At 62.3% G+C, this 26,559-nt stretch carries 27 protein-coding genes; 8 read left to right on the plus strand and 19 right to left on the minus strand.

The window, feature by feature from the left end; translation table 11 throughout:
- Positions 1-111: 111 nt before the first annotated feature.
- Entirely contained in the window at positions 112-396 is a 285-nt protein-coding gene (locus tag C440_RS14510; protein WP_008321337.1) for a DUF7545 family protein, read from the plus strand.
- Positions 397-513: 117 nt separating this feature from the next.
- On the opposite strand, the gene C440_RS14515 is transcribed toward C440_RS14510, so the two are convergent.
- On the minus strand, positions 514-1,311 hold the full coding sequence (locus tag C440_RS14515) for a ZIP family metal transporter (RefSeq protein ID WP_008321338.1): 798 nt from the start codon (positions 1,309-1,311) through the stop codon (positions 514-516).
- Between the two features lie 274 nt (positions 1,312-1,585).
- Entirely contained in the window at positions 1,586-2,338 is a 753-nt protein-coding gene (locus C440_RS14520) for a mechanosensitive ion channel family protein (protein ID WP_008321340.1), read from the minus strand.
- A 465-nt stretch (positions 2,339-2,803) separates the two neighbouring features.
- On the opposite strand from C440_RS14520, the gene C440_RS14525 reads away from it, so the two are divergent.
- From C440_RS14525 to C440_RS18095, 3 genes are all read left to right on the plus strand, one after another.
- Complete coding sequence (locus C440_RS14525) at positions 2,804-4,897, plus strand: acetate--CoA ligase family protein (protein ID WP_008321342.1); 2,094 nt, start codon at positions 2,804-2,806, stop codon at positions 4,895-4,897.
- 26 nt (positions 4,898-4,923) lie between these two features.
- Positions 4,924-6,018 carry a phosphotransacetylase family protein gene (locus C440_RS14530; protein WP_008321343.1) on the plus strand — a complete coding sequence of 365 codons (1,095 nt, stop codon included), beginning with the start codon at positions 4,924-4,926 and terminating at the stop codon, positions 6,016-6,018.
- Positions 6,019-6,292: 274 nt separating this feature from the next.
- Positions 6,293-6,568 carry a hypothetical protein gene (locus tag C440_RS18095; protein WP_241432050.1) on the plus strand — a complete coding sequence of 92 codons (276 nt, stop codon included), beginning with the start codon at positions 6,293-6,295 and terminating at the stop codon, positions 6,566-6,568.
- Between the two features lie 312 nt (positions 6,569-6,880).
- Here C440_RS18095 and C440_RS14545 read toward each other — a convergent pair whose 3' ends face one another.
- On the minus strand, positions 6,881-7,987 hold the full coding sequence (locus C440_RS14545) for a M24 family metallopeptidase (protein ID WP_008321346.1): 1,107 nt from the start codon (positions 7,985-7,987) through the stop codon (positions 6,881-6,883).
- Positions 7,988-8,147: 160 nt separating this feature from the next.
- Here C440_RS14545 and C440_RS14550 point away from each other — a divergent pair, with 160 nt between their 5' ends.
- Complete coding sequence (locus tag C440_RS14550; protein WP_008321347.1) at positions 8,148-9,179, plus strand: DUF7544 domain-containing protein; 1,032 nt, start codon at positions 8,148-8,150, stop codon at positions 9,177-9,179.
- A gap of 45 nt (positions 9,180-9,224) precedes the next feature.
- Here C440_RS14550 and C440_RS14555 read toward each other — a convergent pair whose 3' ends face one another.
- Positions 9,225-10,541, minus strand: coding sequence for an MFS transporter (locus tag C440_RS14555; RefSeq protein WP_008321349.1), 1,317 nt, complete (start codon positions 10,539-10,541; stop codon positions 9,225-9,227).
- Positions 10,542-10,642: 101 nt separating this feature from the next.
- Here C440_RS14555 and C440_RS17855 point away from each other — a divergent pair, with 101 nt between their 5' ends.
- Together C440_RS17855 and C440_RS14560 are read left to right on the plus strand one after the other, a co-directional pair.
- Complete coding sequence (locus C440_RS17855) at positions 10,643-10,816, plus strand: hypothetical protein (RefSeq protein WP_169317799.1); 174 nt, start codon at positions 10,643-10,645, stop codon at positions 10,814-10,816.
- A 30-nt stretch (positions 10,817-10,846) separates the two neighbouring features.
- On the plus strand, positions 10,847-11,077 hold the full coding sequence (locus C440_RS14560; RefSeq protein ID WP_008321352.1) for a DUF7543 family protein: 231 nt from the start codon (positions 10,847-10,849) through the stop codon (positions 11,075-11,077).
- Between the two features lie 126 nt (positions 11,078-11,203).
- Here the strand turns inward: C440_RS14560 and C440_RS14565 are convergent, their stop codons facing one another.
- Entirely contained in the window at positions 11,204-11,986 is a 783-nt protein-coding gene (locus C440_RS14565) for a CBS domain-containing protein (RefSeq protein ID WP_008321354.1), read from the minus strand.
- 43 nt (positions 11,987-12,029) lie between these two features.
- Positions 12,030-13,487 (minus strand): DHH family phosphoesterase, encoded by a 1,458-nt coding sequence (locus tag C440_RS14570; protein WP_008321355.1) that lies wholly within the window; start codon positions 13,485-13,487, stop codon positions 12,030-12,032.
- 90 nt (positions 13,488-13,577) lie between these two features.
- Here C440_RS14570 and C440_RS14575 point away from each other — a divergent pair, with 90 nt between their 5' ends.
- Positions 13,578-13,961 (plus strand): DUF7522 family protein, encoded by a 384-nt coding sequence (locus C440_RS14575; protein WP_008321356.1) that lies wholly within the window; start codon positions 13,578-13,580, stop codon positions 13,959-13,961.
- A gap of 48 nt (positions 13,962-14,009) precedes the next feature.
- Here C440_RS14575 and C440_RS14580 read toward each other — a convergent pair whose 3' ends face one another.
- The 13 genes from C440_RS14580 to C440_RS14640 all read right to left on the minus strand — a co-directional run bounded on the left by C440_RS14580 (position 14,010) and on the right by C440_RS14640 (position 26,438).
- Positions 14,010-15,530 (minus strand): NADH-quinone oxidoreductase subunit N, encoded by a 1,521-nt coding sequence (locus C440_RS14580; RefSeq protein ID WP_008321357.1) that lies wholly within the window; start codon positions 15,528-15,530, stop codon positions 14,010-14,012.
- The gene (locus tag C440_RS14585) at positions 15,531-17,060 is read right to left on the minus strand and encodes a complex I subunit 4 family protein (RefSeq protein ID WP_008321358.1); all 1,530 of its coding nucleotides are present in this window, start codon (positions 17,058-17,060) and stop codon (positions 15,531-15,533) included.
- On the minus strand, positions 17,057-19,078 hold the full coding sequence (gene nuoL / locus C440_RS14590) for an NADH-quinone oxidoreductase subunit L (protein WP_008321360.1): 2,022 nt from the start codon (positions 19,076-19,078) through the stop codon (positions 17,057-17,059). The genes C440_RS14585 and nuoL overlap by 4 nt, the downstream gene beginning before the upstream one ends.
- Positions 19,079-19,082: 4 nt before the next feature.
- A complete protein-coding gene (gene nuoK / locus C440_RS14595) occupies positions 19,083-19,385 on the minus strand; it encodes an NADH-quinone oxidoreductase subunit NuoK (protein WP_008321361.1) in 303 nt (100 codons plus the stop codon).
- Positions 19,385-19,753: an NADH-quinone oxidoreductase subunit J family protein gene (locus C440_RS14600; protein ID WP_008321363.1), complete on the minus strand. Its 369-nt coding sequence runs from the start codon at positions 19,751-19,753 to the stop codon at positions 19,385-19,387. Before C440_RS14600 ends, nuoK begins: the two co-directional genes overlap by 1 nt.
- Positions 19,750-20,010 carry an NADH-quinone oxidoreductase subunit J gene (locus C440_RS14605; protein ID WP_008321364.1) on the minus strand — a complete coding sequence of 87 codons (261 nt, stop codon included), beginning with the start codon at positions 20,008-20,010 and terminating at the stop codon, positions 19,750-19,752. Before C440_RS14605 ends, C440_RS14600 begins: the two co-directional genes overlap by 4 nt.
- Positions 20,011-20,115: 105 nt before the next feature.
- Complete coding sequence (locus C440_RS14610) at positions 20,116-20,577, minus strand: NuoI/complex I 23 kDa subunit family protein (protein ID WP_004572690.1); 462 nt, start codon at positions 20,575-20,577, stop codon at positions 20,116-20,118.
- Positions 20,574-21,626: a complex I subunit 1/NuoH family protein gene (locus C440_RS14615; protein ID WP_008321366.1), complete on the minus strand. Its 1,053-nt coding sequence runs from the start codon at positions 21,624-21,626 to the stop codon at positions 20,574-20,576. The genes C440_RS14610 and C440_RS14615 overlap by 4 nt, the downstream gene beginning before the upstream one ends.
- Positions 21,626-23,302: an NADH-quinone oxidoreductase subunit D gene (locus C440_RS14620; protein ID WP_008321367.1), complete on the minus strand. Its 1,677-nt coding sequence runs from the start codon at positions 23,300-23,302 to the stop codon at positions 21,626-21,628. Before C440_RS14620 ends, C440_RS14615 begins: the two co-directional genes overlap by 1 nt.
- A complete protein-coding gene (locus C440_RS14625; RefSeq protein ID WP_008321368.1) occupies positions 23,299-24,000 on the minus strand; it encodes an NADH-quinone oxidoreductase subunit B in 702 nt (233 codons plus the stop codon). The genes C440_RS14620 and C440_RS14625 overlap by 4 nt, the downstream gene beginning before the upstream one ends.
- Positions 23,997-24,413 carry an NADH-quinone oxidoreductase subunit A gene (locus C440_RS14630; protein ID WP_008321369.1) on the minus strand — a complete coding sequence of 139 codons (417 nt, stop codon included), beginning with the start codon at positions 24,411-24,413 and terminating at the stop codon, positions 23,997-23,999. The genes C440_RS14625 and C440_RS14630 overlap by 4 nt, the downstream gene beginning before the upstream one ends.
- Before the next feature lie 191 nt (positions 24,414-24,604).
- Positions 24,605-25,219 (minus strand): 5-(carboxyamino)imidazole ribonucleotide mutase, encoded by a 615-nt coding sequence (gene purE, locus C440_RS14635; protein ID WP_008321370.1) that lies wholly within the window; start codon positions 25,217-25,219, stop codon positions 24,605-24,607.
- A gap of 67 nt (positions 25,220-25,286) precedes the next feature.
- A complete protein-coding gene (locus C440_RS14640; protein WP_008321371.1) occupies positions 25,287-26,438 on the minus strand; it encodes a 5-(carboxyamino)imidazole ribonucleotide synthase in 1,152 nt (383 codons plus the stop codon).
- Positions 26,439-26,559 lie beyond the last annotated feature (121 nt).

Genomic DNA, 26,559 nt, shown 5'->3' on the forward strand with positions numbered 1-26,559 from the left:
CTTTTCGAGCCGTTTCCCGACCGTCGCCGCGCGGTTTTGGTGCTTTCCGGCAGGGCACTGACGACGCCCGCAAACTCAAGCCTTAACCCGCGGCCGACCCCACGTGGGGGCATGGTCGAAACTGAGACATACACCATCGAAGGACCGAACGGTGACACCGAAGACGTCGAACTCCCCGCCGGTCTCGTCGATATCTTCTCGGAGCAGGGCGAGGAACCGACCGACGTCGTCGCCGACGTCGTCGTCCAAGCGTTCGCACAGCAGGCTCACGTCGTCGCACACCACAACGAGGGCGGCGCGCCGGCTGACATCGCCGAAATCAACGAGAAGATGGAAGAACTGTTCGAAGAGCGCTTCGGCGTCGCACTCGCCGACGCACTCGGACACTCGCACTAAGTCGCGGCCGCGACCGTCGGTGCAACGCACGTTGCATCCGCGCCCGACCGATTTTCTGTGTATCGTAGCGGGCTGGAAGCGACGCCGCCGTCTCTCGACTCGTGGCGTCGCCCGTTCTCAGATGAATGCGAGCGGGACCATGACTGCGAACCCGGCGGCGAGTCCGGCGGCCAGTTCGACTTTCCCACCGCGGGGGAGACGCTCGCCGAGTTCCAACGCTTCCGGAATGAACTCCGTGAGGACGAGAAACACCATGGCTCCCGCCGCAAAGCCGAAGCCGAACGGCAGGAACTCGCGGGCGACGCGCACGAAGTAGAACGCGACGACCGCGCCGATAGGCTGTGGCAGACTGGAGAAGATAGCCCACCAGACCAGTTTCCAGTTGGGAACGTCCATCGACCGAAGCGGGATGGAGACGGCGAGACCTTCGGGAATGTTGTGAATCGAGATTGCGAGCGTCATGAACACCGCCAAGAGTGGGACGACGAAGCCGAAAAGCTCGAAGCCGCCTTCGAGACCGAGGTCGGCAAAAGAGACGCCGACGGCCACACCTTCGGGGAAACTGTGGACGGTGAGAATGCCGAGAATCAACACGAGTTTTCTGAAATCCGCCTCCTCGTATTTCTGTGGGTGCACCTCTGCGCCCTCGATGAAGTAATGTGCGACGAGGACGAGAACGACGCCCGCCCCGAGACCGATACCGAGTTCCACCGGCGTCCCGTTAGCGAGACCTTCGAAGATGAGACCGAACAGCGACGCAGAGACCATAATCCCCGAGGCGATACCCCAGAGCGCCACGTTCCAGCGGTCGCTCACGTCCGACACGAAAAAGAACGGAATCGCGCCGAGACCGGTTGCGATGGCCGTGATAAGCCCCGCGACAAAGACGAACGCGAGGGCGGCGAGTTGCTCCATACGAACAGTAGCGTTTCGGCTCCGATAAATATTATCATATTTCAGATAGTTTTCGGCTACCCTAAATCCAAGTACCGGGCCGAAGCCGCGTCTGTGGTTTCGTCGCGCCAAAAAATGAGAGCGATGAGCCAGTGTATTTAAATTGATATATTCTGCGTATGGTGGCACGAATCGTCCGTCAGCGTGACCGAGACACTGTCGTCGGACTCACCGTTTGGGACCCGATTCGTTGGTTCCTGACTTTTCGTGAAAAACAGCGACTACGGCGGACTACTCAGTCGTCCGCGGCAGACGCGCTGTCCGGCGAATCGGTGTCGCTTCCCATCGGAGAGACCGGTGTCGCCGCGACGGCGCGGGCCGAACCCATCCACCGTTCGACGTTGGCGGCGACGTAGTCGCGGGCACCGAAAGCGACCGCGCCGCCAACACCGATAGCCAACGCGGCCGCGAGACCCCACGCGAACGCTTGGGCGATGGTAAAGAGAATCTCGACGTCGATGCCCATCGTGCTCAGACCGATGACGACCGCCGTGAAGTACAAGAACAGTCGCGCACCGATTGCGAAGATGCTCGTGTAGGACGTTTCGGTCGCCGCGCGAGTCCGCATAATCGCGTCACCGATGAAGTCGGCGACGACGAAGCCGAGAACGATGACGAGCAGTCCAGCGACGAACGACGGGGCGTACGAGGCCGCCGTCGAGACCCATTCGGAAAACAGGTCAACGGCCAGTACGTCCGCCGCGGCGAGGACCGCAATCGCGTAGACGAACCATCGACCGAGCGTCCCGAACGCCCGCGAGACCGTCTTTTCGGTGCCGCCGAGAATTTTCCCGACCGGCGTTTCGAGCACCGCCCTATCGACTTCGATTCGGTCGGCGACGCGCGCGATGAGACGCGCCGCGATACTGCCGACGAACCAGCCGACGAGCAGGATGAGAATCGCGCCTGCAAGTCGCGGTAAGAAGGCCAGTACGGCGTTCGTCAACTCTGCAATCGACTCGGTTAGTGTGACTTGTAACGGGTACATTGCCGTGCATACATTCGCGCACACGAACGATAGTTAATCGCCAACAAACCACGTACAAAACACTCTCGTAAACGATATCCTCCGATTTCTTCGACAATCGGCCAAAACGGACGTACCGACCGACCGAGAGCGGTCTCACCGGCGTTCGTTCTAACGAGACGCCGGACGAGAGAGTCACTCGTTCCGAGCGATTTGTGGCAATTTAATCTCATTTTCAGTCGTCGTCGCGTGGCGCGTCCGACCGTGTGTCGGCGAGCAGACCCAACCGTGTTGCAATCTGATTGGTTGCGACCCAAACTGAGTCTCGGCCACGACTCGTGTACTAATTCCAATATGTTCGGCCCGAATCTAGGTGAATAAATAACGAACCATAGCAATTAATTGCGGCACTGTAGCGTGCCACCACAGGCCGTGAGACGGCCCACACCACCGAGTTTATCAGGCAATGCCGGAAATCAATTGCTAATGGGAGAGCTATCCGAATTGTTCGCGCCGAACCAGATTGCGGTGGTCGGTGCGACCGAGCGTGAAGGAGCGATCGGCCGGGCAATCATGGACAACCTCATCGAAGACTTCGACGGTGAGGTCGTTCCGGTCAACCCCAAGTACGACGAACTGTTCGGCCTGCAGTGTTACGGCGACGTCGGCGAGACCAACGCCGACCTTGCGATTATCGTCGTTCCCCCGAAGGTCGTCCTCCCGGCGCTGAAGTCCGCGGGCGAGGCCGGCATCAAGAACGTCGTCGTCGTCACGGCTGGCTTCGGCGAAACCGGTAGCGAGGGCGCGGCCCGCGAACAGGAACTCCGCGACATCGCGGCGGAGTACGACCTGAACGTCGTCGGCCCGAACAGTCTGGGCGTCATGAACACGGACGTCGGAATGAACGCGACGTTCGGTCCCGAGATGGCCCTCAACGGCAACATGTCCTTTATGAGCCAGTCGGGCGCGTTCATCACGGCCGTCATCGACTGGGCCAACGACGAGGATATTGGCTTCAAGGACATCGTCTCGCTCGGTAACAAGGCCGTCCTCGACGAAGCCGACTTCATCGAAGCGTGGAACGACGACCCCGACACCGAAGTCATCATCGGCTACCTCGAAGGCATCTCTGCGGGCCGCGAATTCATCGACTCCGCCCGCGAGGTCACGAAGGACACGCCGATTGTCCTCGTGAAATCCGGGAAGACTGACGCCGGCGCGCAGGCCGCCTCCTCGCACACCGGCACCATCGCCGGTTCGGACGCGGCGTATCAGGCCGGTCTCGAACAGGCTGGCGTCATCCGCGCCGACTCCGTCCAGCACCTTTTCGACACCGCACGTGTGCTCGGTGACCAGCCGCTTCCCGAGAACAAGGACGTGGCGGTCATCACGAACGCCGGCGGCCCCGGCGTCATGTCCACCGACGCCATCGGGGAATCGAACCTCGAAATGGCCGACTTCACGGACGAGACGCTCGAAGCGTTCTCCGAAGCGCTCCCCGCCGAAGGGAACATCTACAACCCCGTAGACATCGTCGGCGATGCCGACAACGCGCGCTTCAAGAAAGCACTCGACGTCGCACTCGCCGACGAGAACGTCGGCAGTGCCATCGTCCTCACGGCACCGACGGCCGTCCTCGACTACACCCAACTCGCCGAGGACACCGTCGAACTCCAGGAGAAACACGACAAGCCAATCGCGGCCTGTTTCATGGGCGGCGAGCGCGTCAACGCCGCCTCCGACGTGATGAAAGACGCGGGTATTCCGAACTACTTCGACCCCTCGCGCGCTGTCGACGGTCTCGAAGCCCTCGCGCAGTACGCTGACATCCGCGAGCGCGACTACGACGAACCCACCGAGTTCGACGTGGACCGCGAGCGCGCCCGCGAAATCCTCGAAAGCGTCAAAGAGCGCGACGAGACGCGTCTCGGCGTCGAGGCCATGGAACTGCTCGACGCCTACGGCATCGAGACGCCCGAAGGCGCTATCATCGACGACCCGGCCGACGCGCTGGAAGTCGCCGAAGAGATCGACGGCAACGTCGTCATGAAAATCGTCAGCCCCGACATTCTCCACAAGTCCGACATCGGCGGTGTCAAGGTCGGCGTCTCGAACGAGGACGTCTACGACGCCTACGAGGACCTCATCACCCGCGCCAAGAACTACCAGCCCGACGCCAACATCCTCGGCGTACAGGTCCAAGAGATGGTCGACCTCGACAACGGCGTCGAGACCATCGTCGGCATGAACCGCGACCCACAGTTCGGTCCGCTCATGATGTTCGGTCTCGGCGGCATCTTCGTCGAGATTCTCGAAGACACGACCTTCCGCGTCGCGCCCGTCGCCGAATCGGAAGCCGAAGACATGACGAAAGAGATCGACGCGGCACCGATGCTTCGCGGCGCTCGCGGCAACGAACCGGTCGATATCGACGGTATCACGGAGACGATTCAGCGCCTCTCGCAACTCGTCACCGACTTCCCGGCGATTCTCGAACTCGACATCAACCCGCTCGTTGCGCTTCCCGACGGCGTCAAAGCGGTTGACGTTCGACTCACCGTGGACCCGGACGAACTTTAAACACCCCTGCGACCAACCACTCAATAATGAATACGGTACTCGTCACCTCGACCGGAGAAAGCACCGGGAAAACCGCAATCACGCTCGCACTCGGCCTCCTCGCAAGGGAGCGCGGACTGGACGTGGGCTACATGAAGCCCAAAGGAACGCGCCTGCAGTCCAGCACCGGCAAGACCCTCGACGAGGACCCGATGCTCGCCCGCGAACTCCTCGACATCGACGCGGAGATGCATCAACTCGAACCCGTGGTCTACTCCCCGACGTTCATTCAGGGAGCCATCCGCGGTAGAGAGAACACGGACGAACTCTCCGAGGTCATCTCGCACCACTTCGAAGATATCTCGGCCGGAAAGGACCTGATGCTCGTCGAGGGCGGTGGCAACTACCGAACCGGCGGCATCATCGACCTCACCGACGGTGACGTCGCGGACCTCCTCGGTGCCGAAGTCATCCTCGTCGCCGACTACCAAGATTCGAGCGACCTCGACGACGTGGTCGCGGCCGTCGAAGACATCGGTTCCGACCGCCTCGCCGGCGTCGTGTTCAACCGCGTGAGCGACGCCACCTACGACGAAGTCGAATCCGAGGTCGCGCCGTTCCTCGAAGCGCGCGGCGTTCCCGTCCTCGGTGTCGTCCCGAACGAAAAGGACCTCGCGGGCGTCACCGTCTCCGACCTCGCTAACGAACTCGGCGCGGAACTCGCAACTGACGCCCCCACCGACGCCTTCGTCGAGCGGTTCCTCGTCGGTGCGATGGGCGGCGACGCGGCGCTCCGTTACTTCCGCCGCACGAAGGACGCCGCGGTCATCACCGGCGGCGACCGCGCGAACATCCAGCGCGCCGCGCTCGAAGCCCCCGGAGTCAAGTGTATCATCCTCACCGGTGGTCACCGACCCGTCGGTGCCGTCATCGGCAAGGCCGAGGAGAAGGGCGTCCCCGTCCTCCTCGTCAACGGCGATACGCTCTCCGTGACCGACCGCGCCGAAGACATCGTCAGCACGGGCCGCACGCGAGATGAGCGCACCGTCCAGCGCATGCGCGACCTGCTCTACGAACACGCGGATATCGACACGCTCATCGGCGACGCCGTGCCGTCCGGTGACGCGGAAGCAGACGAATAACACCCAATACCGCCTACTAACGCGGTACGTCGGCTCGGTACCGTCCCGAAGCGGTTTTTACTGAAGTAGTAATCGAGGTGAGACCCACCGAAGCAGTAATGTCACCATAGCCAAACATCCCCGCAATAGCTGGTGTGCCACCAGCACCAATCGTACTCTGGCCGTCAGCGGGGTCGCACTGGTCGTCGCAAAGTCCTTCGTCGAGCGGTGGCGAGACCGGCCGGGAGCGACCGAACTCGGGATTTGTATCGTCGCGGTTCCGCCGCTTTGGTTCCTGTTCGCGTCCGCGTACACCGGAAATCGAACGCTCTCGCTCGCGGGATGGCTCGTCGCGGGCGTCATCTCGATTGGATTCTTTCTCGGCACGTTGCTGTGGCCCGAAACGTCGTTCGTCTGGACCGGCGTGAGCACCACCACGCTGGGACTTGCGTGCGCTCTCGCTCGACAAAAGGCCGTGTTCTACGTCTTCATGGGCTACGCTTACGTGCTGTTGCTTTGGGGCGCGGTGAGAATCGGACGACACGCTATCACGAAGCACGAGCCGCTCTGAGACCAAAACCGAATCCTCGCCTTCGCGCTGTTTACCGCCTTGGTTCTGAACGTGGCGTTCAATACCGGACTCGCCCCATTCGAGTTCGACCCCACGCCGTTCGTGTCTACCATCTCGATGCTCCTGTTTATCCCCGCCGACGTGCAGTATGGGATGTTCAGAGCGCACCCGCTCGCCCGCGACATCGCCCGCGAACACGTCATGCAGACTGATTTTGCGTCGAGTCCGGGCCTGGTTTCGACTCCGACTCCGACTCTGAGTTCGGGTTCGGGTTCGGGTTCGAGTCTGACTCCGAGTCCGAGTCAGAATCCGTTAGAGTTGCCAGCCGCGGTCGGTGTCGTTTAGCAATTCCGCACCGTCTTCGGTGACGACGACGAGGTCTTCGATTCTGACGCCGAACTCGTCAGGGAGGTAGATTCCGGGTTCGATGCTGAACACGTTGCCAACGTCGAGTTCGCGGTCGTTCCCGGCGACGATGTACGGTTCTTCGTGGACGTCGAGACCGACACCGTGGCCGGTTCGGTGGATGAACCGGTCGCCGTGTCCAGCCTCCTCGATTACCTCGCGGGCCGCGCGGTCAACCTCACCAGCGGTGACGCCGGGTTCGACGACCTCGACGGCGGCGGTCCGGGCGGCCTGAACGACCTCGTGAACGTCCGCGAACCCCTCTGGCGGGTCGCCACCGAAGACGACGGTTCGCGTCTGGTCGCTCGGATAGTGGTCAACGCGCGTCCCGAAGTCGAGGACGACGGGGTCGCCGGACTCGATGACGCGGTCGCCGTGGGTGTGGTGCGGCATCGCACCGTTCGGTCCCGATCCGACGAGCGGCCCGAAGGGGATACCCTCGCCGCCTTCGTCTGCGAGGAGGTGCTCGATTTCGGCGGCGAGTTCGGTCTCCGTCATCCCGATTGCGTCCGGTCCCATCTCGCGGAGGCGGGTGACGACGCGGTCGGCGACCGCGCCAGCGCGACGTAACGCGTCGAGTTCCGCGTCGTCCTTGCGTACGCGGAGCGGTGCGAGAGCGTTGCTCGCAAGCCCGAAGTCGGCGTTCGGAAGCACCGCTCTGAGGTCTTGGGTAAAGCGTGCCCACATCGTGTCGTCAACGAGGATGCGACCGTCGTCGAGTCCGAGGTCGGAAACGACGGCTTCGAGCGCGACGACTGGGTCCTCGTCGTCACTCCACGTCCGCACGTCGGAGACCCACGACTCCGCGCGAACCTGTGTCTCGTAGAGGTCGGGGACGAGAAACGCCGGGTCGCCCTCCTGCGGGACGAACAAAAGCAGGTGACGCTCCGCAGGTTCGTCCTCGAATCCGGAGAGGTACAGCAGGTTCGGACTGGGGAACAAGACGACTGCGTCGGTGTCGGCGGCCGATAGTCGCTCCTGACAGGCGCGGGTGCGTCGTTCGAAGGGCGTCATGTGGGGTGATACGCAGGATGATAGAAAAGGGTACGCGGTCCGGGTCGAGTTCGCGGATTCGAGCGGACAACCGAACAGAGAGCCACGAGACAGCACCACTTCTGGGATGGCACCTCGTTCGTCGAACACCTTTATCTGTTGAGCCGTTGCAACTTCACGCATGAGTTGGAAGGCAATCGACGCCCTCGACGACGCTCGTGACGCGACAGCGTCGCTTCTCCTCCCGTTCGACGCAGAACGATGGGCGCGCCTCGCGTTTATCGCGTTTTTCGTCGGCGGGTTCGGAAGCGGTGGCGGCGGCGGTGCCGGTAACACGGGCACGTCGGTACCCAGCGGCACAGGAGACGTTCCCGTTGACTCGCTTCCCGAGTTCGTGACACCGGAGAACGTATTCATCGCAACGGTCGGACTTCTGGCCGTCATCGTACTCCTCGTACTCGGGTTCTTTTTCGTCGGCTCCGTGATGCAGTTCGTCCTCGTTGACGGCGTAGTCTCGAAGGACATCCGCATCAGAAAGCCGTTCCGCGAGCGCTTGGGACTTGGACTTCGGGTGTTCGTCTTCAAGGCCGGTCTCGTACTCGCCGTGGTACTCGTGCTTACCCTCCCGGTTCTCGCACTACTCTTCGGCGGCACCCCAGTCGGAGGGTTAGTTCTCGTCGTAATCCCGCTTATTTTCCTCGCTATCCCCGTGTTATTACTCCTCAGTGCCGTCCTCCAGTTGACCACCGATTTCGTCGTTCCGACGATGATCGCCGAAGACCGGTACGTCCTCTCGTCGGTTCGTCGCGTCCTCTCGGTGTTCCGGTCCGAACTCGCCGAGTTCGGTCTCTACGTCGTCGTCCGACTGTTTCTCGGCTTCGCCGCCAGTATCGCCGTGGGAATCGCCGCGCTCCTCCTCTTGTTTGTGGCCGCTATCCCGTTCGTCATCGTCGGTGGCGGACTCGCTATCGCGTTCTCGGCCGCAGGAGTCCCGCTGTTCTCACTCGCTGGCGGCGTCGTCTTCGGCATCATCGGGGTTCTGTTCCTCCTGACGACGTTCGCGGTCAGCGCGCTCGTACAGATGCCCGTCGTGACCTTCTTCCGGTACTACTCGCTTTTCCTCCTCGGAAGCGTAGACGAGTCGCTCGACCTCGTGTCGAGTTTCCGCACCGACGACGACTCGCCAGCCCCGGAGGGACCGACGCCAGCCTGACCCGTCCGCGTCAGTGCTGAGTGTCGTTATTCCGACCGAGTAGTTTCACGCCGTCGTCGCGGTGACAGTCTTGCGGTCGAGTCGTCCGAGTAAGACGAGAATCGGAATCATCAGCGCGCCGCCGACGACGAACGGTGCCCAAAACCCGATTGCGGTGTAGAGTCCGCCGGCCAGCGCGGGACCGAAGGTCCGCGCGAGGCTTCCAGCGCTCTGTGTGAGACCGAACGCGCCGCCTTGTTCTTCGTCCCCCGCGGACCGCGAGACGAGAGTGTTTAACGAGACGTTTGTGAGAGCGTTTCCGAACGACAGCGGCGTCATGACGGCGAGAAGCGCGAGCACACCCGGGACGAGCGTCGGACCGACCGGTAACAGCCGTCCGACCTCGGGGACGAGCCTCCCGAGGACCGGCGAGAACGGAACGACAGCGAGCGTGACGACCTGAATCGCCGCTCCGCCGACGACAAGTCGGTACTCCCCGAAGCGGTTCGTCAGCGGGCCGACGAGACCGCCTTGTACGACTGCGAGGACGATACCAACGTACGTGAGAATGAGAGCGTTTTCGGTCGCACCGTAGCTGTACTGGTCGTTCGTGAGAAAGATGAACTGACTTTCGAGCGCTGAAAAGGCGAACGAGACGAGGAAAAACGAGACGACGAGCGTTCCGAGACCGCGCGTGCGAAGCGCCGACAAGAGGAGTTCGACGCGAGACTCGCGTGAGTAGCGGGGGTCCGGAGAGCGATCTCGCACTTCGGGTGGTCGAGACTCCGGAAGAACGAAAAACGCCACGACGAGGTTACACCCGGTGATGAGCGCGGCCGCGAAACTCGGCAGTGAAAACTCCGAGACGGGGACGAACGCCGGCAGAACGGACCGAGCCGCGGCGATAACTGGCTCGCTGGCGAAAAAACCGCCGAGTGCGGGGCCGAAGACGAACCCGAGACCGAACGCGGCTCCGAGAAGTCCGAGTCCCTTCGCGCGGTCCTCTGCGGCCGTGATATCGGCGATGTACGCCTGCGCGGTGGCGATGTTACCGCCCATCGCACCGGCGAGCATGCGGGCGACGAAAAGCACGGTGAGCGACCCGGCGACACCGAACAGTAGCCACGCAATAACGCTCCCCGAAAGCGACAACAAGAGCACGGGTCGCCGCCCGCGGGCGTCGGAGATTCGACCTAAAAACGGCGCGGCGAGGAACTGCATCGCCGAGTACGACGCGATGAGCAGGCTCCCGACGAACTCCGTCGCGCCGAACGAAAGCGCGTACAACGGAATGACGGGAATAAGGATACCGAACCCGAGGAGGTCGATGAAGACGATGAAAAAGACCACCCCAAGCGCCCGGCGCGGATTCTCGACTGTCATTGACTGTCCGTTAGCGTGGGCAAGAATAATCGCACCGGTAGGATACCATTTGGTGAAATAATCAGATACTAATTAATATGCTGACACTCGTGAGTCAGTGTATGGCCTTCGAATGGGTGTCATACTTCACGTGTGGGAACTGTGGGCTCGAACGGCCGTCTCCGAAGATTCCGTACGACCGACTCGGCTACGCGGTCTGTCCCGGTTGCGGCGTCGAGACGAGACCCGTGTCGGCGACGGCGGCGACGGACGCTTCGACGCTCGCGGATGGGTAGACACTTCGGCTCGGAACGCCTTCGTCCCGTATGAGCTGGACGGAAGTCCGTAGCGACGACCGTATCGTCGAGTGGGAACGAAGCGACGGGCACGCAACGATTCGACTCCGCCACGGGCCGACCGCGTGGCACGTCCGCTTCGACAGGCTCCACCAGTCACCGGAGGGCGGCGGCTACGACTCCGTGCGGTTCGACGACGAAGACGCCGCCCGCGAGACCGTTGCCGCGTGGAAACGCGAGTACGGCGTCGCCTCCGAGTAGTCGAACCTGCGGCACGTCTACGACGCACTACGAGACACGGAAACGTGGAGAGCTGAGACACGGAGATGTAGCGATATGGAGACACGGAGAACGGAGACCGGGAGCCACAGAAGTGACAGACCGTCGTTACTGAAGCCGTCGCGTGGTCTCCACGAGCGGATGCCGAGCGTAATCGACGATGTCGATGTCGGAAATCGAAGAGAGTCCTTCCTTTTCCGCGGTCCGTTGCATGCCGAGTTCGATGGGGTCGTCCACGACGATGACGTACGCTTCCATCTCCTCGATACCGATGCGGTCGGCCGCGAGGACGCGGTGGTGGCCGTCGGCGAGCAGTAGCGTTCCGTTGTTGTCGATGACGACGAGTGGCTCTGCGAGTCCGCGTTCGAGTTCGTAACGACGGCCGTCGAGTTCGTCGGCGTAGACGCGGGCCTGCGTCGGAATGAGGTCGGACAGCGAGACGGTGCGGCGCTCTTGGTGGACCGTGATGCCGTGAATCTGTTCGAGCGTCCGCATGAGTTTCCCCACCTTCTCGGGCGTCGCGCGCTCGATTTGGCTCCGGATGACGTCCGTGTTCGAGATGATGCCAACGAGGTTGCCCGTGTCGTCCACGACGGGGAGTTTTTGGATGCCGGAGCGGAGGATGACGCGGGCGGCGTCGTTTACGTCCATTTCGGGGTGTGCGACGACCAAGTCGGTCGCCATTACCGCGTCGATACGCTCGCCGTCGTTCGCAAGGAGGATGTCGCGGGCGGTGACGAAGCCCTCTGCTTTGCGCCCATCACAGACGGGAAATCCGTTGTGCCCGTCGCTTTCGACGATTCGGCGGGCCACGTCCGCGACCGTGTCGCCCGGAGAGACGGTCTGAACCTCGCGCGTCATGTACTCCTTGACGGTCGCTTTGGTACTCATCTTCCCCGAGATAAGGCGAGCGTCGGCAAAAACATGTGGGCACTCACTCACCGAGTGAGTACTCGAAGGCGACATCGGTGTCGAGTTTCGGCGTCGGCGTCGTGTGTTCTATCGTCTCGAAGACCCGGCCGGCGACGATATCGGTGACAATCGTTGCGAGCGACTCCCGAGAGTCGTCACCCACGTCGTCGAGGATACCGAGCGGTATCTGCGCCCCCGCCATGTCGGCGTGACCGCCGGCGCTTCCGATGGTCCCGAGTGCGTCTCGGAACGTCTCTCCGAGGTCAACCCGAGCACCGCGAGCGCGTCCAGAGACGTACACCGTCCCGTCCATCAAGCCATAGACGACGGTGACCTCGATACCCTCCATACCGAGGAGGTAGTCGGCCGCCTGCGCCAGCGCGTCCCGTTCGCGGATGTCGCCCACGTTCGTCGTGAGAATATCCCCGCGAACGTCGCGGTTCGAAATCGCGCGTGCGAGCGTTTCCATCGTCTCCGAGGTCATACTCGGCGTCTCGACGCGTTCTAAGAGGTCGGAATCGACGTGGGGGACGAGATACGCCGCGGCCTCGAAGTCGGCGGTCGATACTTCCCGCGTGAAGTCGTTCGTATCCACGCGAATCCCGAACAAGAGAGCAGTCGCAACTGTCGTGTTGGGGACCATCCCGAAGCGTTCGAGATATTCGGAGAGGAGCGTGCTCGTCGAACCGACGTCCTGACGGAGGTCAACGTAGGCCGCTTGGACCGGCCCGCGGGGCGGGTGGTGGTCGATGACGATATCGATGTCCGTGTCTTCGTGTAAGCGGTCGTTGACGCCGGGACGCGAGTGATCGACGAGCGCGTAGCCGGCGTATTCGTCCTCGTCCGGCACGTCGTCGAGGACGTTCAGGTCCAAATCGAGGAGGTTCACCAGCGCGCGGTTTTCTTGGTGAGAGATGTCGCCAAAGTAGCACACGTCGGCTTCGACGTTCGCTCGCTCGGCGATCGACTGCAACGCGAGGGCGGCGGCAATCGCGTCCGGGTCGGGGTTGTCGTGCATGATAACCGCGAGCGGGCCGTCGAGGTCTCGCAGGACTTGCATGAGACGCTTGAGGCGCTCTGTGTGCGACGTGCCAACGGCATCGAGAATCCGGTCCGAAACGATGCGACGCGAGTCGATGACTTCGTCTGCGATGCGTTCGATTGCCGTTCGGACCGACCTCTCGGCGTCGTCGGCGAGATACACGAGAAGCGACGCTTTTGCAAACCGGTCGTGTGCGGCAACTGCCGCGTCGAGGTTCGCCGCCGCCGACTCGCCGGCAACGATGACGGTGTCGATGTCGTCGGGGTAGTTTGTCGGGTCAGACGGGTCGCCAACCGATGCAGTAATTCCGTCCGCCCGGAGGTCTTCGACCCGCCGTTCCCGTTCACAGATAACAGTGACCGACCCGGGACTCGCGGCGAGCGTTCCGACAAGGTCCCCCCCAACGGAGTCACACCCGAGGACCAGTCGATGTACCATACGCTCACGGTGGGTCTCCGGCCGCAAAACCCTACCGTCATCCCATCCAGCGATGATATTATGTCGTGTCAATACATGACACATAACAAGATGGAACTCAAATCTCACTTGCTTCCCGAGTCACGCACCGAGTCGTTCGTCCGTGCGTGCCGAACCGTCGCCGGCGACGACGTCCGAAGTGTGACGTACTTCACGCACGACCGCTTCGAGCAGTTGTACCTCCGGACCGACCTCGAAGCGGACGCCGACCTCGCCGGGTTCGTCGAACACGAAACTGACGGCTTCCAGGCGCGGACCGCCTACCGAGGGTCGGAACTCGGCGACTACCAGTACACGGTCCGAGCGTTCGAACACGGCTACTTGACGCGCGTCACGAACGCCGAGGCAGGAGTGTTTGTCACCACCGACGGGCTAACGCTCCGACGGTCGGAAGAACTCGCGTCGGCGCTCGGAGAACTACTGCGTTCGAAATAAGAAAGAACGAAAGCGGTTGTGTCGGTTACAGACCGACCAGCAGTGCGCTCAGAAGAGCGCCGCGGCGACGGTCTGTGCGGTTTCGATGACCGGGCGGAATCCGGGCAGAAGCAGGACCGTCCCGACCGCGGCGAAGATGACCGCCACGTACAGGCCGACCGGCTGACTGCCGATTTCGAGTGGTTCCGACGGCTCTTCGATCCACATCGCCTTCACGACGCGGCTGTAGTAGAACAGCGACAGTGCGCTGTTGACCGCGCCGACGGCGGCGAGCCACCAAAAGCCGGATTCGATGGCCGAGAGGAACAGGAAGTACTTCGAGAGGAAGCCACCGAACGGCGGGAGCCCTGCCAGCGAGAACATGAAGACAGTCATCGCCGTGGCGGCGATGGGTGCCTTCGATGCAATGCCGTTGTAATCCGCGAAGGTTCGGCCGAGACCCCACTTTTCGACCATGGCGATGAACAGGAACGCACCCGTGTTCATGAAGCCGTAGACGAGCAGGTGGGCCATACTCGCGCCGAGGACGTGACCGTTTGCGGCACCACCGTCGGTGGTGATTGCCGCGAGACCGATGAGCGCGTACCCTGCGTGACCGATAGAGGAGTACGCGAGCATCCGCTTGACGTTTTCTTGGGTCGCCGCGGCGAAGTTACCGAGCGTCATCGTGACGACGGCGAGCACCGCGAACAGAAGCGACCAGTCAACGCCCCCGCCGTTGAGCGAGGTGACGGGGCCGAGCGGGAACGCAACGGTGAAGACGCGGAACGCGACCGCGAAACCGGCGGCCTTCGAGGCAGACGAGAGGAACGCGCTGACCGGTGCGGGTGCACCCTCGTACGCCTCCGGCGCCCAGAAGTGGAACGGAACGGAGGCGGTCTTGAAGGCGAAGCCACCCGCAATCATCAGCACACCGAGTCCGAGAACGCCGACGAGGTCGGACGAGACGGACAGGTTGGCCGCGATTTCCGGCAGGAGTAGCGTGCCGGTGACGGCGTACACGAGGCTGATACCGAACGCGAACACCGCCGACGACAGCGCGCCGATGAGGAAGTACTTCAGACCGGCCTCGATACTGCCGCGGTTCTTTTTGAGGAACGCGACGAGCGCGTACGACGGTAGCGACGCGAGTTCGAGGCTGACGAAGACGGTCGCAAGCGAGTTCGACATCGCCATGAGGGTCATCCCCGTGGCGGCGAACATGACGAGCGAGTAGAACTCGCCTTGGTAGCGGCGTCCTGCGAGGTAGTCGTAGGACGCGACAGAGACCATCGCGGCGACGCTCGTGAAGATGAGCGTGAAGAACAGGCTCATCCCGTCGATGACGAGCGCGTCACCGTACAGCGTGATTGCGCCGCCAGACGATTCCATCCCGGTTCCCTGAGTGAGGAACCAGCCGGCGACACCGCCAGCGGCGAGCGACCCGAGCGTCGAGAGTCCGGCGAGAAGGCCGTTGCTCGACGTGTCGGGGTCGATGGTGTCGATGAGCAGTAAGGCGAGACCCGTCACCGCGAGGATGATTGCGGGTGCCGCCGCCGTCCACTCGGGGGCGGTTTGGAGTGGCGTCATTTAGAACGCACCTCCCAGTTCGAGAATCGGATTAACCGCGTCCTGAATCATGGTGAAGAAGATGTCCGGAGAGACACCGAGCACGATGGTCAAGAGGAGAAGCACCGCGAGCGGCGCGACATCGTGGAACGGCGCGCTGGTGACGTCGTAGTCGCCATCGAACTCGAACGGTCCGAACAGAGTCCGCTGCATCGCGAACAGCAGGTAGCCCGCGACGATGACGATACCGAACATCGCCGCACCGGTAAAGAGCGGCATCGCCTCCATCACCGTGGACTCAAACGCGCCCTTGAAGATGAAGAACTCGGCCGCGAAGCCGGCCATGAGCGGGAGACCCATGTATCCGAACGCGCCGGCGACGAAGATACCCGCCGTGACGGGCATTCGGTCAGCAACGCCTGACATGTCCGTCACCATACGCGTGTGCGTCGTGTTGTAGATGACGCCGACGGCCATGAACATCAGACCGGAGATGAGACCGTGGGCGACCATCTGGAAGGTCGCACCGCCGACACCGTAGGTGGTGTAGGCGATGAGACCGAGGATGACGTACCCCATCGACGAGACGGAGGAGTACGCGACGATGCGCTTGAGGTCCTGCTGTGCCAACGCGAGCAGTGCGCCGTAGATGACGCTCGCAACGGCGAGCAGGGCGATGGGGAGCGCGAAGCTTCGTGCCGTCTCCGGGAGCATCGTGAAGTTGAACCGGAGCAGGGCGTAGGTACCCATCTTCAGGAGGACGCCGGCCAGCATCACGGAGACTGGCGTCGGCGCCTCAACGTGTGCGTCCGGGAGCCACGTGTGGAGCGGGGCGACCGGGACTTTCACCGCGAATCCGAAGAACATCGCAATGAACGCGACCGACGCGAGCGCGCCAGCCGAGAGTCCGGCGAAGCCGCCGAGTTGGCCCGCCTGCAACGCTTGTGCAATCTCGGGGAGTCGGAGCGACGAGATGGAATCGCCGAGACCGAACACCAGCGAGATGAAGCCGATGAACATCACGAGCGACGCGATGTTCGTGTAGACGAAGAACTTGATCGCCGCGTACTTGCGGCGGGGACCGCCCCAGACACCGATGAGGAAGTACATCGGGACGAGCACGGCCTCCCAGAAGATGAACCAGACGAAGAAGTCGAGCGCCGTGAAGACGCCGAGAAGGTTCGCCTCCATGAAGAGCATCAGGCCGAAGAACTGGGACTGACGCTCTGCGATGGGCGTCCACGCGCTGACGATTGCGAGCGTGGTGAGGATGGTCGTCAGGACGATAAGCGGCATGCTGATGCCGTCAACGCCGACCATCCAGTGGAGGTCGTACTGGCCGAGTTGGAGCCAGACGACGTCTGTTTCGAACGCGACCGTCCCGCCCAAGAGGGCGTTCCCGCTCGCGTCGTACTGTTGCCACATAAAGAGACTCCCGACGACGGGAATCAGACTCAGCGCGAAGGCCGCCTTACCGGCGTACCGGTCCGGTAGGACGAACGTGACCAGCGCGGCGAGGAACGTGACTGCGATGAGCGCTTCGATTATCATGCGAACCAACCTCCAATCAGACCGAGACCGATGATCAACGCCGTCAGTCCGAGCGTGAGCAGTGCGGCGTAGTTGCTCACCACACCAGTCTGGAGGCGCTTGATGCGGCCGCCAGCGAACAGGCTCACGCTGGAGAGACCGTTGACGACGCCGTCAACGATACCTTGGTCGAACTTATCGAGGGCGCGAGAGATAGGCTGGACGATGCCAGTGGCGATCCAGACCTGATACTCGTCCTGATAGTAGTTGTTGTACAGTGTGGTCTTGATGCCGCCGAGCTTGTCGGTGTGTTCGACAGGCTCGGGGACGTTGTACAGGCGGTGAGCGAGTCCGGCACCGGCGAGTGCGAGACCGAGGGAGACGGCCGCGCCAATCGCGACGGTTCCCGTCTCGCCGCCGATGTATCCCGAGCTGTACGGCATAAGCTCGGCGTAGTGGTGTGCGTTCAGCGAGCTGAAGCTCCCGTCGAGGAACTGGTGTAGGAAGTCGATTCCCTTGATGCCGAAGAGCTTCTCGACCGGGACCATGTTGACGAGTCCGGCCGTCGCGGCGAGCACGCCGAGGACGGCGAGTGGACCCTTGACGTTCCATCGAACGCCGTGGGGGTCACGCGCCGTTCCAGACCGCGGCTCACCGTGGAAGGTGAGGAACACCATCCGGAAGGTGTAGAATCCCGTGAAGAACACGGCGAGCAGACCCATCGCGTACGCGGCGAGCAGAATCGGACTGCCGCCGAGTCCGTGAATGAGCGTCTCGTACAGAACCTCGTCTTTCGACCAGAAGCCGGCGAAGGGGACGATGCCAGCGAGGGCGAGCGACCCCGAGAGGAACGCGTAGTAGGTCACGGGCATCTTGTCTTTGAGACCGCCCATGTCCCACATGTCCTCGTTGTGATGCATCGCGATGATGACCGAACCGGCACCGAGGAACAACAGCGCCTTGAAGAAGGCGTGCGTCATGAGGTGGAACGTCGCCGCGACGTAGCCACCGGCACCGAGACCGAGCATCATGTAGCCGTACTGGCTGATAGTCGAGTACGCGAGTACCTGCTTGATCTCCTTTTTGACGACACCCATCGTCGCCGCGAAGAGGGCGGTGAATCCGCCAATGAGGGCGATGATGGCGAGCGTCGTCGGCGTCAGCACGTAGAAACCGTACATCCGGGCGACGAGGTAGACACCGGCCGCGACCATCGTCGCTGCGTGGATGAGTGCGGAAACCGGGGTCGGACCTTCCATCGCGTCCGGAAGCCACGTGTGCAGGGGGAACTGCGCGGACTTGCCGACGACGCCTCCGAGAACGAGGAGACCGACGACAGTGAACCACGCCTGTTCACCCATTCCGAGGAACGTGTTGACCGAGTGTTCGCCGTGGAGCGCTTCCTCGGCGAGCACCGGGAAGGCGTCCGGTCCGGCGAAGGCGGCGGAGCCGAACGTCGCAAAGACTGCGACGACACCGATGAGGAAGAAGTAGTCACCGAATCGGGTGACGAGGAACGCCTTCTTCGCGGCACTCGGCGGACCATCCTGCCGGAAGTGGAATCCGATGAGCAGGTAGGAACACAGGCCCACCAGCTCGAAGAACATGAACGCCATGAGTAGGTTGTCGGCGACGACGAACCCGAGCATGGAGGCGGTGAACAGGCCGAGACCGGCGTAGTAGCGCGGCAGACCCGTCTCGCCTTCGTCGTTCATGTAGCCGAGACTGAAGACGTGGACGAGGAAGGCGACGAGCGTCACGATGACGAGCATCATCGCCGAAAGCGGGTCGATGAGCAGACCGAACGTCAGGTTGACCGCGTCGAGACCCTCCGCCCACGTGTAAATCGTTTGGTTGTAGTTCTGTCCACCACTGACGGCGAAGAACGTCGCCACGGAGAGTGCGAATGACCCCGCCGTCGCGCCGATACCCGCCAGCGCACCGCCCTTCGGCATGTACCGTCCCGCTCCAAGTGCGATCAGGAACGAGAGGAATGGGAGGAGGACGATGGCCGGAGCGAATTCGAGAATACCTGCCATAATGTTACCACCTCATCGTGGTCGCGTTCATCACGTCCACGTCGTCGAAGTTGCGGTAGAGTGTGAGTATGATACCGATACCGACTGCGACTTCGGCGGCGGCGAGCGCCAGCACGAAGAGACCGAACGTCTGGCCCGTCACGTTGCCCCAGTAGTAGGAGAACGCGACGAGGTTGATGTTCGCGGCGTTCAGCATCAGCTCGACCGACATCAGGAACAACAGCGCGTTCCGGCGGGTCAAGAGCCCGAAGATGCCGATACAGAAGATGGCCGCAGACAGCACGAGGTAGTACTGCGGTGGGACCATCAGTTCTCACCCTCCGTGTCGTCGAAGAGCGTCTGCTTGAGTTCGCGGCCGCCGTCGGTCAGAATGGTTCGCATTTGGCCGGCTTCGTCCTCGCGGCGTGCGAGGAGCACGGCACCGACGAGCGCCGCGACGAGCACGAGGTCGATGATTTCGAACGCGACCAGCATGCTCTCGCCCGCGACGTCTCCGAAGTCGAGATTGAACATCGAATAGCCGATGCTCGCGGTTATGTTGGCACCCTCTGCGAACCCTTGTGGGTCCGGGAACGATGCACCGAGGAACACGACTGCCATTACGACGAACAACGCGGCGGCAGCGAGTCCGGGTACGAGATGCGAACCGAGTTTCAGTTGCGGTTTCGTTGTCATGTACTACTCACCTCCGGCTCGATACGCGTCAGCATCACGGCGAACGTGATGAGAATCAGTACCCCGCCGACGTAGACGAGGACCTGCATGGCGGCGACGAACTCCGCCTGCAACATCACGTAATGCACCGCGACGCTCAAGAGCGCGCCCCCGAGCAGGAGTGCGGAATGCCAGATGTCCCGCACGAGGACGACGCCCAGGCTGCACCCTACGGTGACGAGGGCGAACAGCGCGAACGCGATGGTTTCATAAACCATTGTGTATGTCTCCTTGAGATATCCCTTTGAACATTTCGAGAACGTCCTCAGCGTCCGATAGCGGACGCAGGCTGACGGTACTCGAACGATTCACTCGCGGTCATGTTACTGATAATCGACCTCTCCTTCGCCCTCGCCGATCCACGCGTTGCGGTCGGGGTTTCGTGAGTTGAGCGGGTCGATATCCTTGTACCACGGGACGTTCTTGAGCTGTTCTTTGTTGTAGACGAAGTCGTTCTTCGTGTCCGCCGTGAACTCGAAGTTCTGTGTGAGCAGAATGGCGTCAACGGGACAGACCTCCTCGCACAGTCGGCAGTAGATACACTGGCCGATGTGTAGGTTGTACTGCTCGCCGTTGCGCTTGTCGTCCTGAACGATCTGAATCGTGTCGTTCGGACAGACGTTCTCACACTGACGGCACCAGATACACCGCTCTTGGCTGAACTTGTGGACGCCACGGAAACGCGGACTCACTTCGGGCGCGGTCTCGGGGTACTCGACCGTAAACGTCTGCCCGTCGAGTGCGTGCTTCAGCGTCACTGCCATGCCTTTCAGAATTCCGATCATGCAATCACCCCCACGATGATGGCCGTGAGAACCAGGTTGGCGAAGGACAACACGAGCATGCCCTTCCAACCGATGTCGAGGAACTGGTCAACACGAAGGCGCGGCACTGCGGAACGCGCCCACTGTGTGAACAGGAAGAACGCCCAGATTTTGATGACGAACCAGACGAATCCGGGCAGGAATGGCCCTGCTGGACCGCCGAGGAACAGCGTCGCCGCGAGCGCACCGCCGAGGAAGATGTGGATGAACTCACCGAGGTAGATGAGCACGAAGTACGCAGACGAGTACTCTGTCTGGTACCCAGCAACAATCTCGGTCGGCGCCTCGGGAATGTCGAACGGGTTCCGTCCGATTTCTGCGAGGTTCGCCACCATGAACAGCGCGAACGCGAACGGATTCACGAACGCGAACCACGTCGGAATCGTGATACCGGCGACGGAGACGAGTGGTTCTGCCTGCACGGCGACGATTTCGCTCATCCGAAGCGAGCCGGTGAAGATAACGACCGATGCGGCGGTGATAACGAGCGGAATCTCGTAGGCGATGTTCGCCGCGACCGCACGGAGCGCACCGATGAGCGAGAACTTGTTGTTCGACGCGTAGCCCGTCATGACGATACCGAGCGACGCGATAGACGCCACGGCGAAGGCGAACGCGAGACCGGTCTCGGGGTCGGCCAGTTGGATGCCGTTACCCATCGGGATAACAGCGAAGCCGAGCAACGCCGAGAACGGAATGACCATCGGAGCGATGTCCCATGCGGGACGGTCAACGCCTTCCGGAACGATGAGTTCCTTCGACAGCAGTCGCACAGCGTCCGTGACGATGGTCAAGAGACCGAACGGCCCGATACGGTTGACGGCGATACGGTCACCGAACGCGGCCGTGATTTTCCGCTTTGCCCATGGACCGGCGAACGCCGTCATGATGAGCATGATGTTGGCGACGAGGAATGCGCCAACGAGTCCACCAACGACATCTCCGATGACGCCGTCGAGACCGAGGAGACCGCTGATAGTCTCCGAGAGTGTCGTGGTTTGCAGATACATCAACGGTCCACCTCACCGAGGACGATGTCGAGACTACCGAGCGAGGCGATCATGTCGGGGATGTACTCGCCTTCGGACATCTCGGGGAGCGTCTGGAGATTCGAGAAACATGGGCTCCGAATCTTGAAGCGCGCCGGCTTGTCGGTGCCGTCGGCGCGGATGTAGATGCCGAGTTCACCCTTCGCGCCTTCGACGGCGCGGTAGATTTCGGTGTCTTCGTCCGGCTTGAGCGTGCGCGGCACGTTCGACTGGATGTTGCGCTCGTCTTCGGGCCAGTCTTCGAGCAGATCGACACACTGCTGGATAATCTTCGCCGACTCCTCGACCTCGCGCATCCGCACGAGCAGACGCGAGAAGTTGTCACAGCCGTCTTCGACGACGACGTCCCAGTCGAGTTCGTCGTAGTAGCCGTAGGAGTCGTCACGGCGAAGGTCGTAGTCGATGCCGGAGCCGCGGGCGACCGGTCCGGTCGCACCGTAGCTCTTTGCGACTTCCGGCGGCAGGACGCCCGTCCCGACCGTACGTGCCTGCAGAATTTCGTTCGAGGTGATCATGTCGTGGTACTCCTCGAGCGCTTCCGGAAGCCCGTCGAGGAAGTCACGAATCTTCTCGAAGAACTCTTCGCGGGGTTCGGGAAGGTCCCACACGACGCCGCCGAGCCGGAAGTAGTTGAACATCATGCGCTGACCGGTGAGGTCCTCCAGAATGTTCTGAACGATTTCGCGGTCCCGCATGGCGTACATGAAGATGGCGGTGAAGTCGCCGTAGACGTCCAGCGCAAACGTGCCGAGCGCAATCATGTGCGATGCGATACGGCACAGTTCGGCACCGAGCGTCCGGATGATTTGTGCGTATTCGGGGACGTCGATGTCCGCGAGGTCCTCCGCAGCGCGGGCGTAGGCCCACTCGTTCAGGAGACCGGCCGAGATGTAGTCCCAACGGTCGGGATACGGCATAATCTGATGCCGGTAGGTCCCCTGCTGGCACATCTGTTCTTCGCAGCGGTGCAGGTAGCCGATGTCGGGGTTGAGGTCAACGACCTGCTCACCGTCGACGACCGTCTCGACGTGAAGCACGCCGTGGGTCGCAGGGTGGTGCGGGCCGATGTTGACGTACATCGTGTTCCCTTGTTCTGCACGCTGGTCCTTTTCGAGCGGATTCGCGTGCTCGCGGAGCGTCGCAATCTGCGGCCGCTCTTGGTCGTAATCGAGACCCAGCGGGTGGCCCTGCCACGTCTCGGGGAGGAGAATGCGGCGGAGGTCCGGATGGCCCTCGTACTGGATTCCCACGAGGTCGTACGCCTCGCGTTCGTGCCAGTCCGCGGTCCGATAGACGGGTTCGGCCGACTGGCTGACCGGGTTGTCCTTCGACGTGGGAACGACGACGCTTACCTCGTCGGTTCGGTCGTCGAAGCTCGTGAGGTGGTAGATGGACTCGTATCGGTCCTCGTACTCCTGTGCGGTCAGACACGAGAGGTGGTCAAACCCGGCTTCGTCACGAAGCTTGAACAGCGCTTCTTGGACCTCGTCTGGGCGAACGACGAGACCCGGCGCGTTCATGTGTTCTTCGCGGCCGATGACGAGGTCGCCGAGCAGTTCGGCGAGTTCGTCGCCGCGACTAACTGCGGCTTCGAGTTCCGCGGGGTCGTCGTCGGGTTGTTGTTCTTCGAGGCTCATGGCGAATCAGCCCAGTTGTACCGCATGACGAGGTCGTCTTCGTCGATCTGTGCGGCGAGCTTATCGACGATTTCGTCGCGTTCGAGGTCGCCGAACTGCTCCAGTTCGTACGGTTTAACCGTCACGGGGCTGGACTCGCCGTTTGCGATTCGCTCTTGGAGCTTCGCAATGCCGTAGATGAGCGCTTCCGGGCGCGGCGGGCAACCGGGGATGTGGATGTCCACCGGGATGACCTCTTCTGCGCCCTTGATAACGTTGTAGCCCTCCTGGAACGGTCCGCCGGAGATGGTGCACGACCCCATGCCGACGACGAATTTCGGTTCGGGCATCTGGTCGTAGACGCGCTTCATACGCGGGGCGAACTTCGAAACGATGGTCCCCGGAACGATAATCACGTCCGCCTGCCTCGGCGACGCACGCGGGACACCGGCCGCGAAGCGGTCCAGGTCGTGCTTGATGGCGTACGTGTGCATCATCTCGATACTGCAGCACGCGATACCGAACTGCAGCATGAACATCGAGGACCCGCGGACCCAGTTCATGAACTTGTCGAACTTCGTGAGAATGAACGGTGACGAGCCGAACGCCTCCCGAAGCTTCGAGTTGAACCGGTCGTCCGCACCCGCCATGCGGGCGTCGCGGGTCTCGGTCTGTACCTGTGTATCGTCGGTGACGAATGGTTTCTGTTCGCTACTCATGCATCTTGCCTCTCTGTCTTACGACGGTTCGCCTGCGGGCTTTTGACCCACTTGACGGCGCCGTTGCGCCACGCCCAGACGAGGCCGACGACGAGGACACCGATGAACAGCAACATCGGCACCAGAACCGTCGCCAGCGACGCGCCCTGTTCGAGGGCGGAGCGGTAAATGACTGTCCACGGGAAAATGAGGACAGTCTCGATGTCGAACACGACGAACAGCAACGCGACCATGTAGTACTGAATGTTAAACTGGACGCGCGCTGTGCCGGTCGGCACCTCACCACTCTCGTAGGTGGCACTCTTTCCTTGTTCCGGTACGCTTGGGCGCAATAGCGCCGACACCGTCATCATCGCTAACGGTATGCCGACACCGACAAGCCCCATCGCACCGATTGCAATCCAATCACTCATGCCGTAGTCTCCCTGACGTGCGGCGGTTAGAAGCGCTCCCCTATAAACATTGATTTGTGTGTTTCGGGCGCGAGAAGGCTTCTATTTGGAAAATACGCGAGAGACGCCCGGAACCGTGCGCCGGGAGGGTTTCGCCCAGAAAAAACGGCCGCTCGGAACGGAAAAAGCAACCGCAGACGTGATGTGCTCGCCTATCGGGACGATTCTCTAAATCCCGCCACGCCGAGGTCGTGGAGCGCCGCGGAGGTCTCGGCCACGTCGGCGACGAGGGATTCGTGATACGCAACCAGTCGGGTTTCGAGTTCGGGGAAGCCGCGCGCGAGCATCTGGACCGCCGAGAGCGCCGCGTTAAACGACTTTCCGGCATCGACGGCGACGATTGGCGCGCCGGTGGGCATACCGATGACGGAATCGACCGATTTCTCTTGGACCGGCACGCCGACGACGGGTGTCGGATACGCGATAGACGCCGTCATGTTCGGCAAGTCGGCGGATTTCCCGCCCGCGCCGGCGATGATAACTTCGATGCCGCGGTCGGCGGCCGTCTCGCCGTACGCGTACAGCAAGTCGGGCGTTCGGTGGGCCGAGACGACGTACGTCTCGTAGGTAAAGCGCGCCTCGGGTGGGTTCTCGTACTTCGTCTGCTCGCCGAACCCGAGGGTGTCCAGCGCCTCGTGCGCGCCGGACATCACGTCGAGGTCGGAGTCGGACCCCATGATGATGCCCACGTCGGGCGTCGTCTCTGGGTCGCGGTCGGAATCGGCCTGTGCGTGCAGTTCGTCGATGAGGTCCTGTTCGGTCGTCATTGGTGTTGGTGTCAGGTTCGAAGGTGGCGTCGGTGTGTCGGTTCCGTTGGGAGTTGCGTGTGTTCGCTCAGTCGAATCGGAGACCGTCCCGGAGTTCGCTCGCACGGGCAAGCAGTGTCTCAACGTCGTCCGTCTCGTCGTCGCCGACGACGGTGAGATGACCCATTTTGCGAAGCGGTCGAGCCTCGTCTTTGCCGTACCAGTGGAGCGAGACGCCCGGTTCGGAGAGTGGTTCGTCCAATCCGCCGAGACGCGCCGGACGTGGTTCGGAAACAGTGCTGAGCACGTTCGTCATCACAGTCGGCGAGCGTCGTGTCGTCGCACCGAGTGGCCACCCGAGGACGGCGCGCACGTGTTGTTCGAACTGGGAGCAGAGTGCGCCCTCGATGGTCCAGTGGCCCGAGTTGTGCGGGCGCGGCGCGACCTCGTTTACGAGCACGTCACCGTCTGTGGTCTCGAACAGTTCGATGCCGAACACGCCGCGACCGGGGAGATGCGAAAGCACCTCGCGTGCGACCCGGTCGGCTTCGGCCCGAACGTCGTCTGTCGTCCGCGCCGGGACGACCGTCTCGCGGAGAATCTCCGCTTCGTGGACGTTCTCGCCGACGGGGAAGGTCCGAATCTCGTCGTCGCCGCGGACGCCGATAACGGACAGTTCGCGCTCGAAGTCGACGAAGGCCTCGGCCATCGCCGGGCCGCCGACGGCCTCGATTGCATCGGCCGCGTCGTCGGGGTCGGTGACGGGGACGTTGCCGCGACCGTCGTAGCCGCCAGTTCGGGCCTTCAGCATGACCGACCCGAACTCGTCGAGGGCGGCGCGAAGGTCGGCCGCATTATCGACGCGGTGGAACGGCGGAATCGGAATCCCCGCGTCGCCGAACGTCCGCTTCTGGACGAGTTTGTCCTCGATGGTCCGGAGCGCGTCGGGTGACGGGTGAACGTCGATTCCCTCCTCGGCGGCGAGTTCGTCGAGTAGGTCTGGCTCTGCGAGTTCGATTTCGAACGTCAGTGCATCGGCCCGTGCGGCGAGTGCTGCCATCGCCTCGGGGTCGTCGAAGTCGCCGACGATTTGGTCGGCGACAGCCGCGGCCGGGCAGTCTGGTGTCGGGTCGAGTACGACGAGTTCGACGCCGAGCGGAGCGGCGGCCTCGCCGAGCATACGCCCGAGTTGGCCCCCACCGACGACGCCGAGTGTGGGTCCGGGTACAGTGACGGTCACACCCGCCGATTTAGGATGTCGATGCATAAACGTTGCCACCCCACCCGATTAAATAGACACTATCGTGTATAGAGTGGGGTCGTCCCCGACGGCAGGCCGTGAAACTGTACGGCGAGATTCG

This window comes from Haloferax mucosum ATCC BAA-1512 (genome assembly GCF_000337815.1).
Lineage (GTDB): Archaea > Halobacteriota > Halobacteria > Halobacteriales > Haloferacaceae > Haloferax > Haloferax mucosum.

Excerpts from the sequence above, each read along its gene's own strand:
- C440_RS14620 (WP_008321367.1), bottom strand. The coding sequence starts at position 23,302 with ATGAGCCTCGAAGAACAACAACCCGACGACGACCCCGCGGAACTCGAA.
- C440_RS14550 (WP_008321347.1), top strand. The coding sequence starts at position 8,148 with ATGAGTTGGAAGGCAATCGACGCCCTCGACGACGCTCGTGACGCGACA.
- C440_RS14570 (WP_008321355.1), bottom strand. The coding sequence starts at position 13,487 with ATGGTACATCGACTGGTCCTCGGGTGTGACTCCGTTGGGGGGGACCTT.
- C440_RS14580 (WP_008321357.1), bottom strand. The coding sequence starts at position 15,530 with ATGACGCCACTCCAAACCGCCCCCGAGTGGACGGCGGCGGCACCCGCA.
- C440_RS14575 (WP_008321356.1), top strand. The coding sequence starts at position 13,578 with ATGGAACTCAAATCTCACTTGCTTCCCGAGTCACGCACCGAGTCGTTC.
- purE (WP_008321370.1), bottom strand. The coding sequence starts at position 25,219 with ATGACGACCGAACAGGACCTCATCGACGAACTGCACGCACAGGCCGAT.
- C440_RS14630 (WP_008321369.1), bottom strand. The coding sequence starts at position 24,413 with ATGAGTGATTGGATTGCAATCGGTGCGATGGGGCTTGTCGGTGTCGGC.
- C440_RS14560 (WP_008321352.1), top strand. The coding sequence starts at position 10,847 with ATGAGCTGGACGGAAGTCCGTAGCGACGACCGTATCGTCGAGTGGGAA.
- C440_RS14555 (WP_008321349.1), bottom strand. The coding sequence starts at position 10,541 with ATGACAGTCGAGAATCCGCGCCGGGCGCTTGGGGTGGTCTTTTTCATC.
- C440_RS14565 (WP_008321354.1), bottom strand. The coding sequence starts at position 11,986 with ATGAGTACCAAAGCGACCGTCAAGGAGTACATGACGCGCGAGGTTCAG.
- C440_RS14530 (WP_008321343.1), top strand. The coding sequence starts at position 4,924 with ATGAATACGGTACTCGTCACCTCGACCGGAGAAAGCACCGGGAAAACC.
- C440_RS14545 (WP_008321346.1), bottom strand. The coding sequence starts at position 7,987 with ATGACGCCCTTCGAACGACGCACCCGCGCCTGTCAGGAGCGACTATCG.
- nuoL (WP_008321360.1), bottom strand. The coding sequence starts at position 19,078 with ATGGCAGGTATTCTCGAATTCGCTCCGGCCATCGTCCTCCTCCCATTC.
- nuoK (WP_008321361.1), bottom strand. The coding sequence starts at position 19,385 with ATGGTCCCACCGCAGTACTACCTCGTGCTGTCTGCGGCCATCTTCTGT.
- C440_RS14585 (WP_008321358.1), bottom strand. The coding sequence starts at position 17,060 with ATGATAATCGAAGCGCTCATCGCAGTCACGTTCCTCGCCGCGCTGGTC.
- C440_RS14520 (WP_008321340.1), bottom strand. The coding sequence starts at position 2,338 with ATGTACCCGTTACAAGTCACACTAACCGAGTCGATTGCAGAGTTGACG.
- C440_RS14625 (WP_008321368.1), bottom strand. The coding sequence starts at position 24,000 with ATGAGTAGCGAACAGAAACCATTCGTCACCGACGATACACAGGTACAG.
- C440_RS17855 (WP_169317799.1), top strand. The coding sequence starts at position 10,643 with ATGGCCTTCGAATGGGTGTCATACTTCACGTGTGGGAACTGTGGGCTC.
- C440_RS14605 (WP_008321364.1), bottom strand. The coding sequence starts at position 20,010 with ATGGTTTATGAAACCATCGCGTTCGCGCTGTTCGCCCTCGTCACCGTA.
- C440_RS14600 (WP_008321363.1), bottom strand. The coding sequence starts at position 19,753 with ATGACAACGAAACCGCAACTGAAACTCGGTTCGCATCTCGTACCCGGA.
- C440_RS14615 (WP_008321366.1), bottom strand. The coding sequence starts at position 21,626 with ATGTATCTGCAAACCACGACACTCTCGGAGACTATCAGCGGTCTCCTC.
- C440_RS14525 (WP_008321342.1), top strand. The coding sequence starts at position 2,804 with ATGGGAGAGCTATCCGAATTGTTCGCGCCGAACCAGATTGCGGTGGTC.
- C440_RS14510 (WP_008321337.1), top strand. The coding sequence starts at position 112 with ATGGTCGAAACTGAGACATACACCATCGAAGGACCGAACGGTGACACC.
- C440_RS14610 (WP_004572690.1), bottom strand. The coding sequence starts at position 20,577 with ATGATCGGAATTCTGAAAGGCATGGCAGTGACGCTGAAGCACGCACTC.
- C440_RS14515 (WP_008321338.1), bottom strand. The coding sequence starts at position 1,311 with ATGGAGCAACTCGCCGCCCTCGCGTTCGTCTTTGTCGCGGGGCTTATC.